This is a genomic window from Paeniclostridium hominis, assembly GCF_014306135.1.
Lineage (GTDB): Bacteria > Bacillota > Clostridia > Peptostreptococcales > Peptostreptococcaceae > Paraclostridium > Paraclostridium hominis.
Genome location: NZ_JACRWD010000002.1, coordinates 57,312 through 73,081, shown reverse-complemented (window position 1 = coordinate 73,081; position 15,770 = coordinate 57,312). Strand labels below are relative to the sequence as shown.

Sequence of the window (15,770 nt, the reverse complement as noted above, 5' to 3'; positions counted from 1 at the left end):
ATGAATAATTTAAAGATAATATGTGATAGTTTATCTGATATACCTAAAAATTTAAGGGAAAAATATGATATAGAAATGGTTCCTTTAACTGTTAGATTTGGAGAAGATGAATATAAAGATGGAATAGATTTAGAACCTAAAAATTTTTATGACATGTTAAGAGAAGGTAAACTTCCTCAAACATCGCAAGCTACATATGCCCAATTTAAAGAAGTATTTGATAAATTTATAAAAGAAGGTAAAGAAATATTATACATATCGGGATCATCGAAAGCTACAGGAACTTATCAAAGTGCTGTTATGGCTAAAAATGATACTGAAGGAAAAATATATACATTTGATACTTTAAATTTTTCATATGGATGTGGTATGCAGGTTGTAAAAGCTGCTCAGATGGCATGTGAAGGTAAATCTATAGAAGAGATTATAAAAGAATTAGAGTACATGAGAGATAATATGTATGTTGTATTCTCTGTTGATGATTTAAAGTATTTACAAAGAGGCGGTAGAATATCTTCTTCTAAGGCGGTAATTGGTAATATGCTCAATATAAAACCTATATTAGAAGTTAAGGATGGACTAGTTACACCAGTGGCTCAAGCAAGAGGAAAAAAACACGTATTTGCTAAAATGGTTGATTTAGCTAAAAAACACTATACTGAGGGAATGGGTATTGCTATAGGACATGGGGATTGTGAAAGTGATATGACAAAATTAAGAGATATGACAAATAATGAGCTTAGAATTAGTGATATATTAATTACAGATGTTGGATCTTGTGTAGGGTCTCATGCAGGGCCAGGCATATTAGGAATATTTTGTGTTAAATAACTAATATAAGTAAAAATAAAAAAGCACATCATTTGATGTGCTTTTTTTATATAATAACTGACTAAGCAGCTGTATCTTCGTTATTTCCATTTCCACGGATTACATCAGCTCTAACTATTTTGTAGTTTTTGAATAATGCATGTCCTATAAATCCAGCAGCAATACTTACTACTATACATCCAGCAGCAGCCATTAAAGCAGGAGTTCCATTTTGTCCAACTGCTACAGCAAAACCTGCTATTGGAGTAGCCATACCAGGAACGCTTATTGCAAGTGGTGCAACATAACTACTTATTAAAGCAACTACAACACCTGATAATGCTCCACCTATAAAGTTAGTAGTGAATACTGGTATTGGGTTAGCAGATATTATATCTGATTGAGTTAAAGGCTCTATAGCAACAGCTATTGTATCTTTTTTATCACCAAACTTCATTCTAGAGAAGAATACGAAGTTCATGAAAGAAGAACCGAATACTGCTAATGCACCTATTGCCATTGGAAGACCTGTTAATCCTATTATAGATGTTAAAGCCATTGATGATAATGGAGCAGTAGCAACAACTGTTATTAAGCCACCAAGTATTATACCCATTAATATTGGAGATGTAGTAGAAGCAGCTGTTAAAGCTTGTCCTATTTGCATTAAAGTATCATTAACTATTGGGTTCATAACTTGAGCTATTCCTCTTGATAAAGGAGCAGCTATTAATATTATTACTATTAAGTCAAGTCCAGCAGGAGTTTTTTCCTCTAAGAACTTAACAACGAATGATATTAAGTAACCAGCAACGAATCCTGGAAGTATTCCGAATCCTGAAACTGATAAACCAACTAAAACTGCATAAACTGGAGAAACACCTAAAGCTAATGGAACTAATATAGCAGCGGCAACTCCACCTAAACTACCGTTTGCAGATCCAACTTGCTCTAAGAATTTTATTCCAAATTGTTGTCCAAATAATGAAGCGTGGAATGCTTCAACTAAGAAACTTGCACATGCAGCACTCGCTAATGCACCCATAGCTTTCATACCATGAGGAGCTTTGTAGCTAAATAAAGTGAATAATGCCAGTACAACTAATAATAATGCTGTACTTGTAAGTATTTGCATCATAATGATTGCCTCCTTAAATGTAAAATAAACAAATGCTTGTTATTGTTTTCCCGCTTGTCTCGGGAAGCTATGAGTCAATTATATTATAAAAAAACATTTTTGTAAATAGTTTAAATGTAGAAAAATGTAGAAAGAGTTAGAAAATAAAGTAAAGTTTGAAAAATAATGTTAAAATTGCAACCGCATCAGATTGCTGTTTTGGAGTGTTATTATAGAGTAGATATATGCTAGTTTATATTTTGAATAAGTAAGATTTTTTATGAAAATTGTTCTTAAATATGAAAAAAGCTGCTTTTAACAATGTAAAAGCAACTTTATTTATAATATCATTTTATGTAAAACATACTGGTCTAAGCAGCAGTACATTCGTTGTTTTTTTCACCACGTATTTCAGCAACAGTAACTATTTTGTGGTTACTGAATATTCTATGTCCTAATAATCCAGAGAATACACTTGCTACTATACATCCACCAGCAGCAATTAAAGCAGGAGTTCCGTTTTGTCCAACTGCTACAGCAAAACCAGCGATTGGAGTAGCCATACCAGGAACGCTTATTGCAAGTGGAGCAACGTACATACTTACTAAAGCAACTACAATACCTGATAATGCTCCGCCTATAAAGTTAGTAGTAAATACTGGTATTGGATTTGCAGATATTACATCTGATTGAGTTAATGGTTCTATTGCAACAGAAATAGTGTCTTTTTTATCACCAAATTTCATTTTAGAGAAAAATACGAAGTTTGTGAAAGAAGAACCGAATACTGCTAATGCACCTATTGCCATTGGAAGTCCAGTTAATCCTATTACAGATGTTAATGCCATTGATGATAAAGGTGTATTACCAACAACAGTTATTAATCCTCCTAGTATTATAGCCATAAATATTGGAGATGTTGAAGAAGCAGCTGTTAAAGCTTGTCCTATTTGCATTAATGTAGATTTTACAAGTGGATCCATAAATGTAGCGATTCCTCTTGATAAAGGAGCAGCAATTAATATTATAATTATTAAATCAAGACCAGCAGGAGCTTTTTTCTCTAAGAATTTAACAACAAATGCTGTTAAATATCCTGCAACAAATCCTGGAAGTATTCCGAAACCAGAAACTGATAAACCAACTAAAACTGCATATACTGGAGATACACCTAAAGCTAATGGAACTAATATAGCTGCAGCAACTCCACTTAAACTACCAGTAGCAGATCCAACGCTTCCTAAGAATGCAATATGAACTTGTTCTCCGAATAATGCACCATGAAATGCTTGAACTAAAAAACTTGCGCAAGCAGCACTTGCTAATGCACCCATAGCTTTCATACCATAAGGTGCTTTGTAACAAAATAGACTGAATAATGCTAGTACAGCCAAAAGTAATGCTGTACTCGTTATAATTTGCATCATAAAAAAATTTCCTCCTCGGTGATTAAAATAAATAGTCGTTACGCTTTTTAAGCAGTGATTAAAATTATATTATAAAATGTAAATTTTGCAAATAGTGCAAAATGTATGAAAATGTAGAAAAATGTAGAAAATAAAATAAGATTTAAAAAATATTGAAAAGCTTTAATAAACATGAATTGTTGTTTTGGTGTTGTTTATACAAAAGAATTAGTGTAAACTAGTATTTGACGATAATCTAAAGGGGTTGGAGGTGAAAGTATGAATGAAATAATAAAAGATATTATAGACTTTGTATCTAAAACTTTTCCAAAGATACATGCAAGTTTATATCTAGAATCTTTAAAAGAATATGCAGCAAATACTGATGTAAATAGAACTCAATTAAGAGCACTTGTATTCATAAAAAATAATGGGGAAATAACAATGACGGACTTATGTGAAAAATTAAATATAGAAAAAGGAAGTCTTACTACTATGGTAGATGACTTAACTAAAAAAGGATACTTAACAAGGACAAGGGACTTAAGAGATAGAAGAAAGTATATATTAAACTTAACTAATGAAGGAGACGTAATAGCTAAAGACTTTTTAGAAGAATTAGGTAAAAAGCTAGAATCTAGATTTTTAGAATTAAGTGAAGAGGATAGAGATAAGTTCATGCAGTCAATAAAAAATTTAGAAGATATACTTATAAAAGAAAATTTAAAATAAGTATATAAAAACCCAATTTGAGTAACAAGTAAAAAATAGGCATTCAATTGAATGCCTATTTTTTATATATTAGTTGCTAAATTATTTTTAATTTCAATATATTTTTCAATACCTTGCTTTAATATACTAGCAGCTTTCTTTAAATCGTTTTCATTTAATATATAAGCAAGTCTGATTTCGCTTTTTCCAAGACCCTTTGTTGCATAAAATCCTTCAGCAGGACATACCATTACAGTTTCTCCATCAACCTCAAATTCATTTAACATCCAAATTACAAAATCTTCAGCATTTTCTATAGGTAATTTAGCAAGTATATAAAATGCACCTTTAGGTTTTTCACATATAACTCCTTCAACTTTCATTAATTCATTGATAATACATCTCTTCTTTTTTTATATTCTTCATTAACTTCGTTAAAATAAGATTTAGGCGTTTTATATAATTCTATGGCGCCTACTTGATCAAGTGTAGACACACATAATCTTCCTTGACATAACTTTAGAACTTGGGATATGAAACTTTTATTTTTACAAGCAAGAGAGCCTATTCTAGCGCCACATGCACTATATCTTTTAGACACACTATCAACTATTATTACTCTATCTTTTACTTTATCTATATTACCAAAGCTTATATAATCAAGTCCATCATAAACAAACTCTCTGTAAACCTCATCAGCTATTATCCATAAATTATTTTCTATAGCTATATCAGATAGCATATAAACTTCTTCTTTAGTATATACACAACCAGTTGGATTTCCTGGATTAGATATTAGTATTGCTTTAGTGTTTTTATCTATTTTAGAAACTATATCTTCTTTTTTAGGTAAATGAAATCCCTCTTCTGGATGTGTAGTTATAGGTTTTACACAAACATTTATGCAAGAGCTAAATCCGTTATAGTTAGTATAAAATGGTTCAGGTACTAAGATATTATCTCCGGGGTCACAAGTAGCCATCATAGCAAATAGTAAAGCCTCACTACCACCATTAGTTATAAGTATCTCATCTTTTTTAAAGTCTATATCATATGTAGAGTAATAATTTATCATTTCCTCTATTAACTCAGGTAATCCTTGAGATACTGCATATTCTAACACATCACTATTAAAATTATTAATAGCATCAAAAAAGCTTTTAGGTGTTTTTATGTCTGGCTGACCTATATTTAAATGATAAACTTTTAATCCTCGTTCCTTTGCAGCTGTTGAATATGGAACTAGCTTTCTTATAGGTGAAGATTGCATAGATATAACTCTATTAGAAAAGTTCATTTTTAATACCCCCTATTATTTGTTTGAAAAATCTGTAAAATCTCTTTACAAGAGTATAATAGCAGAAGTTATATTAAAAATCATTCAATTTTTAATGTTAAAATAAAAGAGTAAGAGGATTTACATTTGATGTTAAAATCTGTAAAATTATAAATGTGTATTTGATTAATTTACAAAAATAGTTATAACAAAATATTATTGTGAAAATATTATATAAGATATAAATATATATGATTTGATATATAAATACTCTTAGAAGAGGTGCTTGGTATGAAAGATGTAAGAATTGACTTATTTAGTGGTGATATGGTTATATCTGCACCTGATAGGTCAAGCAGACCTACTGATATTAAACCAATTATGGATGAAGAAGAAGTTTATGATATATATGATTTAAATTGTCCATTTTGTAGAGGTAATGAAGAATATGCAGCTGAAAAAACATTTGAAATATGTAATGGGTCAGAGTGGGTTTGTAGGTCAGTTTATAATAAATACCCAATTATAGATGAAAGTTGTGAAGGTATAAGAGGAAATCACGAAGTGATGATAGATACTTATAGGCATAATGGTTCTTTTTATAACATGAGTGAAAAAGAGTTTAATAATATGTTTTTAATGTATAAAAATAGATATGAGAAGTATATAAATGATAAAGACGTATTATATGTTAGTATATTTAAAAACTTCTTAAAAAAAGCAGGAGCATCTCTAATCCATCCACATTCACAGATTATTTCCATGTCCATGGTGCCTAAAGATGTTAAAAATGAAATTAATATATTAAAAGAGTATTATGAAAACGAAAATGAAAGTTTATACAAAAAGACAATTAAAAAAGAATTAAGTTTAAATGAAAGAGTTGTGTATAATGGTAGTAAATTTATAGTATTAGTTCCTTATGCATCTATGTATAGTAATGAAGTTAGAATTATATGTAAAGATAGTACTAAGTTTGAAGATTTAGAAAATGATAATATACATGAACTTGCATATATATTTAAAAATTTATTTGAAAAAATATATAAAGTATGTGGTTATATGCCGTTTAATTTATGTATGCATTCACACCCTAAAAATATAGATTGTAGTGATTTATTTAATTTACATTTTCATGTAATACCTAGAAAATATAGTTTTGGAGGATTTGAGATAAGTAATGGAATTTATGTATCTTCTACACTGCCAAAAGACTTTGCAAAAAAAATAATATTTAAATAGATAAACAAAGGAGAAAAATATGAAATTTATATCATGGAATGTTAACGGACTAAGAGCTTGTGTTACTAAAGGATTTATGGATTATTTTAAAGAGGTAGATGCAGATATATTTTGTCTGCAAGAAACTAAATTACAAGAAGGTCAAATAGAATTAGAATTAAAAGGATATTATGATTATTGGAACTATGCCACTAAAAAGGGATACTCAGGTACTGCAATATTTACAAAGAAGAAACCACTTAGTGTAAGTTACGGAATAGATATTGAAGAACATGATAATGAAGGTAGAGTTATAACTTTAGAGTTTGAAGATTTTTACTTTGTAACAGTTTATACTCCAAACTCTCAACAGGGATTAAAAAGACTTGATTATAGAATGAAGTGGGAAGATGATTTTAGAAGTTATTTAAATAAATTAGATGAAATCAAGCCAGTTATAATGTGTGGAGATTTAAATGTAGCTCACAAAGAAATAGATTTAAAAAATCCTAAGACTAATAAAAAAAATGCAGGTTTCACAGATGAGGAAAGAAACAAATTTACTGAGTTTTTAGACTCTGGATTTATAGATACTTATAGATATTTTAATCCTGATAAAGAAGGAGTTTATAGTTGGTGGTCTTACAGATTCAATGCAAGAAAAAATAATGCAGGATGGAGAATAGATTATTTTTGTGTTTCTCAAAAATTAAAGGATAGATTAGTTTCAGCTAGTATTCACACTGAAATTTTAGGATCTGATCATTGTCCTGTAGAATTAGTTATAAAATAAAACATAAATTCATAATTTCTTTAATATAATTTAATATACTTTTAATAAGGAGGGAATTATGAATTTATTACAGCTTAAAGAAAAAGTTAATAAAGGAATAGCACTAGGTGCTAAAGTTGTTTATATAAAGGAAGATAGTCTTTTATTTGGAATAGAATCAATAATTAGAGATGAAGGAAATGAAAGTATAATATTTTTAAAATCAAAAGGTGAAAGTTTAAAAAGTGAAGATTTTTTAAATATTATAGATGGAATATATAATCAAATTGGGAATGTAGATGTATATGTAGGTAAAGACGAAAAATATAGAAGTGAAGATAAACCTGTGGAAATTGTAGAATTTGCACAGTATGAAGAAATAAAAATGTTATTTTTAAATGTATAAAAAAGAAGATAGGTCCTAATTTATAAGACCTATCTTCTTTTTTTATATTTAAATCCATTTTTAGATTTATTTTTAATAAATTTATTTGAAACTTTAGTTTTAGGTTGGGGTTGTGAAGCTTCATCTATTAAAAATTGATTTGTTTTCCCCATTTTATAAGCTAAATCTATAAGTTTTTTATCATCAGAAGTTAAATCTCTTCCTAATATTTTTTTGAATTCCTCAAATAAGCTATTATAATCAACTTTCTTCTTAGCTGATTTTGATCTAGTTCTATTAGGTTTTACTGGAGTATAAACATAAGTATCAGCAACTATATTTTCATTATAAATATTTTTAAGAACTAATGCTGTGTAATAAGCATCATTTAATGCATCATGATAAGCTTTATTTTCCTGAAGGTCTAATATCTGTATAGCGTTTTGAAGACCTATACTTTGTCCTGTTGGATTATTAAAGTAAGATGAAGCATATTGTTGAACGTTTATATAGAGCTTGGGTAATCCTTTTGATGGAAGTGAATAATAATTTATATTTCTGTACAATTCTTTTAAATCGCCTGATCCCCATACACACATTATACTGGACTTACTTGATATAAATTTTTTAAAGTCTTTATACACAGTATTAAATGAAGGCGCGTCTTTAACTTTATCTAGTGTTATATGAGTCATCTTACCAACAAAAGGATGAATATCTTTATATATATTTGGTTTTACAAAACTGCTAAATTTATCAATTATATTGAAATTAGCATCTAATTTTATAGCTCCTATTTGTATTATTTCAAAGGGACATTTTTCATCAGAGTATGTTTTATTATTCTCTTTATCAAATCCCTGATTAAATTCTAAATCGAAAACTATATATTCCATACAAATCTCTCCTAAAATTATTAGTTATTAATTTAGTATACCCTATGTAAAAAAAAATTTATACATAGGATTTTAAACTTAAGTTTAAAAGTGAAAAATATTGCGAATATTATATCTTTATACTATAATAATATAAATTAACTTACGAACTTAAACTACAATTTATTGTTAAATATATTGTAATGTACAATTCGTAAAATAAAATAAGTGAAAGGAAGAACAACAATGCAATCTTTATTATATGTTATAAAAAAAGAAAATCACAACGAAAAAGATTTAAAAGAAATACTATCTAAGCATAAAAATATAATGTTTGTTTCACTTATGGGTGTTGACCTAGGCGGAAACGCTATAGATGAAAAAATACCTATGAAAGTTTTCCTAGAAGATATTAATGATTTCTTAAATTCTGGTATACAAACAGATGGTTCGAGTGTTGAATTATATAACATAGCAACACTAAACAATGCAAAAGTAGATTTAATGCCGGATAATGATGCTGTATGGTATATAGATTATAATATGGAAAATATATGCGATAAGTGCAACTTACCAATAGGAACTTTAAAAATACCATCATTTTTATTGCATGAAGGTAAGAGAGTTTGTTCAAGAGGTATACTAAAGAAATCAGAACAGTATATAAAAGATTCTATACTAGAGATAATACATAAATATCCACACATGATTGAAGAATTAGAAATAGAAAACCCATATGATATAGAAAGTATAAATTTAACTTCAGCTACAGAATTAGAATTTTGGGTTAATACTCCAGAAGATAAAGTAGATTTAGAAGCACTTCATGTATCTCAAAGCCTTAAGGAACAATATTGGAAAAGAACAAAAGGAATAATTAGAACTTGTTTAGAAAATAGTTTAACAATACTTCAAAAATTAGGTTTAGAACCAGAAATGGGACACAAAGAAGTAGGAGGAATAACTAGTTCTATAAGCATAGATGGTAAAACAAATCATGCTATGGAGCAGTTGGAAATCGATTGGAAATATTCAACACCACTTCAATGTGCTGATAATGAGTTACTAGCAAGAGAAGTTATAGAGGATGTATTTTCTAGAAATGGACTAGAAGTTACATTTAAGGCTAAGCCTTTAGATGGAGTAGCTGGAAGTGGAGAACACACACACTTTGGTATAAGTGCAAAACTTAAAAATGGAAAAATAGTAAATTTATTTTCTCCATATAACATGACAAGTGATTATACAACTAAATTTGGATATGGGGCATTAATGGGTATACTTAAAAATTATGAAGTGTTAAATCCGTTTGTAACATCATCAAATGATGGGTTTAATAGATTAGTACCTGGATTTGAAGCGCCTGTGTGTATAGTTACATCATTAGGACATACTTATGAGTTACCATCTAGAAATAGATCTATTTTAGTAGGTCTTATAAGAGATATAAACAGTCCTTTGTCTACAAGATTTGAATTAAGATCACCAAATCCACTATCAAATACATACTTAGTTATAGCAGGAGCTTATCAAACTATACTTCATGGTATAAAAGCAGTAGCAGAAAGTAAATTAAGTACTAAGGACTTGGAAAAAGAATTATCTAAAGAAATTGGAGAAGATGGATTTTATTTAGAAAAAGATAGATCATATAGAGATGAGAATGATGTATTTGAAGATTATAGTATTGAAGAAAGAAATCAAAGATTTTCAATTCCACCAGCTACAGTTTATGAGAATATGAAAAACTTAGAAATTCAAAGTTATAAAATAGAATCTTTAATACAAGGGGATGTATTTACTGAGAAAATTATAAATTCATTTAAAACTGGGGCAATAGATAAATGGAAAAAAGAACTTAAAAATAGAATTATACAAGATAATATAGATATAATAAGAAGTTTAAAAAAATTACATGATACTGATGATATGAATACATTAGATGAAGTAGCTTGGGATAATATAAATAATTTAAAACATTATTTAATGAAAGATACTATGAGTAAAAAATCTTTATTTACTCAAATAAAGGAAGCTATAGAAAGTAAAGATTATGAACTAGCTTCAAAGTTACAAATAGAAATGAAAGATAAAATGAAAGAAGTGCAACATTTATATATACAATATCAAAAGAATATATTTTAAATTTTTATAAAAATATAAAAGAGCAATCAAGTAAAATCTTAATTGCTCTTTTTAATTTCATAAAATAAATTTACCTAAAAAATATGTGTACAGCTAAGTTTATTGTTAATAAATAAGCTATTATAGATGAATACTGTTTTATATTAAATTTACTTAAAAAATGAATTTTAGTAAATGTAGCTATCATCAATAAAAATAAAAGTATATATCCAGTATCAAATGATGTTAATTGTTCTCTTAAATAGTAAATATGAGGTATCATAAACACTAAAGCAAGTATTAAAGATATGGTATTAAGCTTATTAAGAGCAGGAAGTACTTTATTTATAGTTGATTTTAAATACTTAGAACTAATTAATAAATATATGTCTTGAAGTATGTATATAGACACATATATTAATATAAATATAGAAGATATAACTCCGAATAGGATTTCTTGATTTTTAAACATACTACCTTCCCCCTTATTAATATAGAAAAATAAAAAGTGTCCTCCAATATACTACTAAGTTTAGTTGTATATTGTGATTGTACATATTATGATTTTTGAATAATTTATAGTAAATTTGTCCATATTAAAAAACAGTGATGGAAAAGGAGGAAAAGCTTATGATTAAAACTTTTAAAATATTAATAATATTAAGCTTAATAACTACTATAAACACACTCAATGTATATGGATTAGAAAGTCAAGCTACTACAAATGAAGAAACTGTAAAAAATATATACAATTTAAAAATAGAACAAAAGAGCATAAATGAACAAATTTCTAAAATAGAGAAAGTAATAGAATCTAAAAGATCATATACAAATGATATAAATGATACTGAAGTTGTACAGTTAAGTTTCATTGATGATAGTAGTTTAAAAGATAATAATGAAATTCAAAAAACTTTTGAAGAAGAGATACAAGAATTAGAAAATTTAAAAAATCAATTAAATATTAATATAAATGATTTAAACGAACAAGAATCTAAACTTAAAGCTGATATAAAAGATACTATTAACTATGGATGTTGGCCAGTTCCAGGATTTAAAGATATAAGTTCACCTTTTGGATATAGAATTCATCCTATATCTAAAGAAAAAAAGTTACATAAAGGTATAGATATTCCCGCTAGCTATGGAACTGATATAGTGGCTACAGATTATGGAGTTGTAACTTTTTCAGGAGTTCAAAATGGGTATGGGAATGTTGTTTATTTACAACATTTTGATGGCAAAGTTTCCATATATGGTCATAATAGTGAAAATATAGTTAAAGAAGGAGATATAGTATCAAAAGGAGAATCTATAGCTAAAATTGGGTCTACGGGTAAATCAACTGGAAATCATGTTCATTTTGAAATAAGTGTAAATGGAGAATTAAAAAATCCATTAGATATAACAATCAAATAAATTAAGTGAAAAAATTATAAAAAATTATAAAAAATTATAATAAAAGCATAGATAATATCAAAAAGTTTTTACTTTATTATCTATGCTTTTTTATTTTTACTTTAAAATATAAGGAATATAACAAAAAAAGTTTATTTTAAAATATATATTTATAAAAAATATTCAATTGATTAAATATTTTAAAGTTTAAAGGTTAGAAAACTAATTTTCTGATTTTTCCAAAAAAAAAGAAATATTTATAAACAATTGACTTTACAAATTTATAGTATTATACTTATTCAATGTTAAGTAAAATAGTTAGATATCTAATTAAAAAAGAGGTGAATTAAATGGAGAATACAATGGAAGCTATAGCTACTAATAATTTATTATTTATATTTTCGGTAGTAGTTGTAACAGGTATAATATTGGGGAAAGTTAGTGAGCTATTAAAACTACCTGATGTAATATTATATTTGATTGCGGGGATAATAATAGGTCCTGCAGTTTTAAATATAATAAGTGTAGAATCTTTTCCAATAGAAAATAATCTTATATTAACCTTTGGATCGGCATTTATACTATATGAAGGTGGTAGGGAAGTAAATTTAAGAGTATTAAATAAAGTTAAAGTCAGTGTTGGGTTACTGGCAACTTTAGGTGTAGTAATATCTACTGTAGTAGTAGGATTTGCAACTAGTAAGATATTTCCAGTTTCTATAATGACAGCTTTATTAATAGGTGCAGTTATAGCATCAACTGACCCAGCGGCACTTATACCAGTGTTTAAGCAAGTTAATATAAAGAACAAAATAAAGCAAACTGTAGTTAGTGAGTCGGCATTTAATGATGCAGTTGGAGCTATATTAGTAAGTACTTTATTAGCAGTTATAACATCTGGTTCATTTTCAGCTGGAGAAAGTTTAAAAGAATTGATAGTTTCAGTTGTAGTAGGGTTAATTGTTGGTATGGCAATAGGACTAATATTTTCATTACTAGTATCTGATAAAAAGTGGGGAGTATTTCATTCATATGCTCCAATAATATCAGTTTTAAAAGTTGCATTAGCTTACGAAATAGCTACTAAATTACATGGTAGTGGATATATGGCTGTATTTATAGCAGGACTTATAGCAGGAAATAGAAAATTATTTGGATTATGGGTACCTGAAGAAGATTTTCATGCAGAACATTTCTTTAGAGAAAGTGTAGGAGCATTATGTCGTATGGCTATATTTATAGTTTTAGGAACACATGTAGACTTAGCTGCACTTGGTCAATATTGGTTACCATCATTATTAGTAGTATTAGTCCTAATGTTTGTGGCAAGACCTTTGGTAGTATTGATATGTACTTTATTTGATAGAGAGGCTAAATGGGAATTTAAAGATAAATTATTTATGATGTGGGTAAGAGAAACAGGAGTTATACCTGCTGCATTATCAGGGATAATAGTTTCTATGCAAATACAAGGGTATGAAATAATATCATCAGTAGTGTTTATGACAATATTAATAACATTAATAGTACAAGCTAGTACAACTAAACTATTAGCTAAAAAGTTAGATTTATTAGAAGAAGAAAAAGATGAAAATATAAAAGCTAAAGATGTAGCATAATAATAAAAAACTATCTAAAAAAGTTTATATTAAACTTTTTTAGATAGTTTTTTTATTTTTTATATATGAAAATAAAAACTTAACTAATCCAGATTAAATTTTATATAGATATAGAAGGAAAAAATAGATATTAATAGAATTTATTTTATATATAAAAATTTGAAAAATTCAATAAATTGGGGGTTGGTTAATGAAAAAAAGGTTATTAGGAGATGTACTAATTTATTTCATAGCTCCAATTATTTTATTTGCCTTTTTTAAAGAAAAGGCTAAATTTTATTCAACAATCATATCATTTATATTATTTATATCTTATTCTATATTAATTAAATATACTCAATGTAGATTTAATTTATCAGGAATATTATTTGCATCAATATATACTGTAATTCAATCTCTAAAGATAAGTCTAACTGATTCATATCATATATACATATATGATAGTTATTGCTTATTATTACTATCTATATTTATAATAACTTTAAATTTATTTAATAAAAATATATTTAAGCAATTATATATAGATGTTCTTAAGTTATTAAATTTAAGTCAAGTTCAAATCATGAATACTATAAAAAGGAATAATTTATATAAAGATTTCTATAAAATCACAAATATTGCAAATTTACACATATTGATACTAGTTTTAATTAGATTATATTCAATTATTATTTTAGGTAAAAATGAATATTTAAAAAACTTAAATTTAGAGATAGTTATATGTACCTTGTTTTTTATAATTGAAGCAGTGCTAGTTACTTATTTTAAAAGAAAGATAAATGATATATTGCAAAATGGAAAAATAAAAAATATTAAATTTATGAGCTCAGAACCTAGAGTGATAAACTTTGATAAATATAAAAATCTAAATAAATAAGGGACTATTCTAAACAGTCCCTATTATTTGTGTGACAAAATGTGCTATTTTATCTGAATCTATAGAGTTTTTAAACTTAGCCATATTATCTTTCATAAATGATATTCTATCATCTAATTTTTGCTTTACTAATGCATCCAATAATTCTTTTAAATCACTTTCATCGTTATATATAATACCTATGCCTTTATCTATAATAAATTTGGCATTTTCAATTTCTTGTCCAACTTTAGGAAGCATAACGACTATAGGTATTTCGCTTTTTATGGCTTCAAACAAAGTTGCACCGCCTGGTTTTGTTATTAATAGCGTATGCTCTTTTAATAAAGATGGCATGTTAGTTACAAAGCCAAGTACATTTATATTTTTAAGGGGTTTTTTATCAGTTAATTTATCATATAGTTTTTTATTTTTACCGCATACAATAGTAACTTCTAATTTATCACTATATTCATGTATTAATTCATCTATGTAGTAAAAAAAATCAGTTTCCATATCAAATAGACCTCTACCACCACCGACTATAAGCAGTTTATGTTTATTAGAGGTTAAGTTAGAATGGTTATTAAATTCTTTTTTTACAGGAACACCTGTGACCTTAATTATATTAGGATTTATACCTTTTTGTACGTATCTGTTTTTAATTTCATGAGAAGCGACAAAATACATATCTGTACTAGGGTAAATCCACTCTAAACTATCTACGACATCAGTAACTACAGTTATAGCAGGAACTTTAAAATCAGGATTTTTAGATTTAAAATGATCAACACAAGCACATGCCATTGGAAATGTAGATATTATAAGGTCTGGATTAGTATCTAAAATATACTCAGATAATTTAGGTGTATACATCTTATATGATACATCATGTTTTGAATCAAATGACTTTTTTAGATAGTAATAATAATTATAAAGTCCTGGAGTATATTTTGTATTAGCCTCATAAAGTTTAACAAGTGGTTTGTTCATTTTAGGAAGACTAGCACTTATAAAGTTTTGTATAACCACATTATATGTAGGTTCTTTTTCAAGAATGTAATCTCTAATAGCATTAGCAGCACTTATGTGTCCTGCACCAAATTGAGCTGTGAGAATTAAGATAGTTTTATTGGTATTATCCAATATATCACCTCTTCTTTATAAATTTAGCTGATGATAGTATTATACATTTATATA

General features: G+C 27.2%; 14 protein-coding genes and 1 pseudogene. 9 read left to right on the top strand and 6 right to left on the bottom strand.

Annotation, left to right across the window (positions count from 1 at the left end; translation table 11 throughout):
- Positions 1–831 carry a DegV family protein gene (locus H8891_RS08230; RefSeq protein ID WP_187006055.1) on the top strand — a complete coding sequence of 277 codons (831 nt, stop codon included), beginning with the start codon at positions 1–3 and terminating at the stop codon, positions 829–831.
- A 61-nt stretch (positions 832–892) separates the two neighbouring features.
- Here H8891_RS08230 and H8891_RS08225 read toward each other — a convergent pair whose 3' ends face one another.
- Complete coding sequence (locus H8891_RS08225; RefSeq protein WP_330594302.1) at positions 893–1,948, bottom strand: PTS sugar transporter subunit IIC; 1,056 nt, start codon at positions 1,946–1,948, stop codon at positions 893–895.
- Between the two features lie 350 nt (positions 1,949–2,298).
- Complete coding sequence (locus tag H8891_RS08220; RefSeq protein ID WP_330604965.1) at positions 2,299–3,354, bottom strand: PTS sugar transporter subunit IIC; 1,056 nt, start codon at positions 3,352–3,354, stop codon at positions 2,299–2,301.
- A 258-nt stretch (positions 3,355–3,612) separates the two neighbouring features.
- Between H8891_RS08220 and H8891_RS08215 the strand changes: the two genes are divergently transcribed.
- Positions 3,613–4,065: a MarR family winged helix-turn-helix transcriptional regulator gene (locus tag H8891_RS08215; RefSeq protein ID WP_147543337.1), complete on the top strand. Its 453-nt coding sequence runs from the start codon at positions 3,613–3,615 to the stop codon at positions 4,063–4,065.
- Positions 4,066–4,127: 62 nt separating this feature from the next.
- Here the strand turns inward: H8891_RS08215 and H8891_RS08210 are convergent.
- Positions 4,128–5,341 (bottom strand): annotated as a pseudogene (locus tag H8891_RS08210) (pyridoxal phosphate-dependent aminotransferase).
- A gap of 270 nt (positions 5,342–5,611) precedes the next feature.
- Here H8891_RS08210 and H8891_RS08205 point away from each other — a divergent pair.
- The 3 genes from H8891_RS08205 to H8891_RS08195 are packed head-to-tail and all read left to right on the top strand — an operon-like array spanning position 5,612 to position 7,719.
- Complete coding sequence (locus H8891_RS08205; RefSeq protein ID WP_187006054.1) at positions 5,612–6,562, top strand: galactose-1-phosphate uridylyltransferase; 951 nt, start codon at positions 5,612–5,614, stop codon at positions 6,560–6,562.
- Between the two features lie 19 nt (positions 6,563–6,581).
- On the top strand, positions 6,582–7,334 hold the full coding sequence (locus H8891_RS08200) for an exodeoxyribonuclease III (protein ID WP_147543340.1): 753 nt from the start codon (positions 6,582–6,584) through the stop codon (positions 7,332–7,334).
- A 58-nt stretch (positions 7,335–7,392) separates the two neighbouring features.
- A complete protein-coding gene (locus H8891_RS08195) occupies positions 7,393–7,719 on the top strand; it encodes a hypothetical protein (protein WP_147543341.1) in 327 nt (108 codons plus the stop codon).
- A gap of 29 nt (positions 7,720–7,748) precedes the next feature.
- Here H8891_RS08195 and H8891_RS08190 read toward each other — a convergent pair whose 3' ends face one another.
- Entirely contained in the window at positions 7,749–8,594 is an 846-nt protein-coding gene (locus H8891_RS08190) for a 3'-5' exonuclease (protein ID WP_187006053.1), read from the bottom strand.
- Between the two features lie 225 nt (positions 8,595–8,819).
- Here H8891_RS08190 and H8891_RS08185 point away from each other — a divergent pair, with 225 nt between their 5' ends.
- The gene (locus H8891_RS08185) at positions 8,820–10,718 is read left to right on the top strand and encodes a type I glutamate--ammonia ligase (protein WP_187006052.1); all 1,899 of its coding nucleotides are present in this window, start codon (positions 8,820–8,822) and stop codon (positions 10,716–10,718) included.
- 70 nt (positions 10,719–10,788) lie between these two features.
- On the opposite strand, the gene H8891_RS08180 is transcribed toward H8891_RS08185, so the two are convergent.
- Positions 10,789–11,169 (bottom strand): hypothetical protein, encoded by a 381-nt coding sequence (locus tag H8891_RS08180; protein ID WP_187006051.1) that lies wholly within the window; start codon positions 11,167–11,169, stop codon positions 10,789–10,791.
- Positions 11,170–11,327: 158 nt separating this feature from the next.
- Between H8891_RS08180 and H8891_RS08175 the strand changes: the two genes are divergently transcribed.
- The 3 genes from H8891_RS08175 to H8891_RS08165 all read left to right on the top strand — a co-directional run bounded on the left by H8891_RS08175 (position 11,328) and on the right by H8891_RS08165 (position 14,591).
- Positions 11,328–12,116, top strand: coding sequence for a M23 family metallopeptidase (locus H8891_RS08175; RefSeq protein WP_187006050.1), 789 nt, complete (start codon positions 11,328–11,330; stop codon positions 12,114–12,116).
- 329 nt (positions 12,117–12,445) lie between these two features.
- Positions 12,446–13,714 (top strand): cation:proton antiporter, encoded by a 1,269-nt coding sequence (locus tag H8891_RS08170; protein ID WP_147543346.1) that lies wholly within the window; start codon positions 12,446–12,448, stop codon positions 13,712–13,714.
- A gap of 190 nt (positions 13,715–13,904) precedes the next feature.
- Complete coding sequence (locus tag H8891_RS08165; RefSeq protein ID WP_187006049.1) at positions 13,905–14,591, top strand: hypothetical protein; 687 nt, start codon at positions 13,905–13,907, stop codon at positions 14,589–14,591.
- Between the two features lie 9 nt (positions 14,592–14,600).
- Here the strand turns inward: H8891_RS08165 and H8891_RS08160 are convergent, their stop codons facing one another.
- A complete protein-coding gene (locus H8891_RS08160; protein ID WP_187006048.1) occupies positions 14,601–15,716 on the bottom strand; it encodes an MGDG synthase family glycosyltransferase in 1,116 nt (371 codons plus the stop codon).
- Positions 15,717–15,770: the final 54 nt, after the last annotated feature.

Excerpts from the sequence above, each read along its gene's own strand:
- H8891_RS08200 (WP_147543340.1), top strand. The coding sequence starts at position 6,582 with ATGAAATTTATATCATGGAATGTTAACGGACTAAGAGCTTGTGTTACT.
- H8891_RS08190 (WP_187006053.1), bottom strand. The coding sequence starts at position 8,594 with ATGGAATATATAGTTTTCGATTTAGAATTTAATCAGGGATTTGATAAA.
- H8891_RS08195 (WP_147543341.1), top strand. The coding sequence starts at position 7,393 with ATGAATTTATTACAGCTTAAAGAAAAAGTTAATAAAGGAATAGCACTA.
- H8891_RS08205 (WP_187006054.1), top strand. The coding sequence starts at position 5,612 with ATGAAAGATGTAAGAATTGACTTATTTAGTGGTGATATGGTTATATCT.
- H8891_RS08215 (WP_147543337.1), top strand. The coding sequence starts at position 3,613 with ATGAATGAAATAATAAAAGATATTATAGACTTTGTATCTAAAACTTTT.
- H8891_RS08165 (WP_187006049.1), top strand. The coding sequence starts at position 13,905 with ATGAAAAAAAGGTTATTAGGAGATGTACTAATTTATTTCATAGCTCCA.
- H8891_RS08185 (WP_187006052.1), top strand. The coding sequence starts at position 8,820 with ATGCAATCTTTATTATATGTTATAAAAAAAGAAAATCACAACGAAAAA.
- H8891_RS08180 (WP_187006051.1), bottom strand. The coding sequence starts at position 11,169 with ATGTTTAAAAATCAAGAAATCCTATTCGGAGTTATATCTTCTATATTT.
- H8891_RS08230 (WP_187006055.1), top strand. The coding sequence starts at position 1 with ATGAATAATTTAAAGATAATATGTGATAGTTTATCTGATATACCTAAA.
- H8891_RS08175 (WP_187006050.1), top strand. The coding sequence starts at position 11,328 with ATGATTAAAACTTTTAAAATATTAATAATATTAAGCTTAATAACTACT.
- H8891_RS08225 (WP_330594302.1), bottom strand. The coding sequence starts at position 1,948 with ATGATGCAAATACTTACAAGTACAGCATTATTATTAGTTGTACTGGCA.
- H8891_RS08170 (WP_147543346.1), top strand. The coding sequence starts at position 12,446 with ATGGAGAATACAATGGAAGCTATAGCTACTAATAATTTATTATTTATA.
- H8891_RS08220 (WP_330604965.1), bottom strand. The coding sequence starts at position 3,354 with ATGATGCAAATTATAACGAGTACAGCATTACTTTTGGCTGTACTAGCA.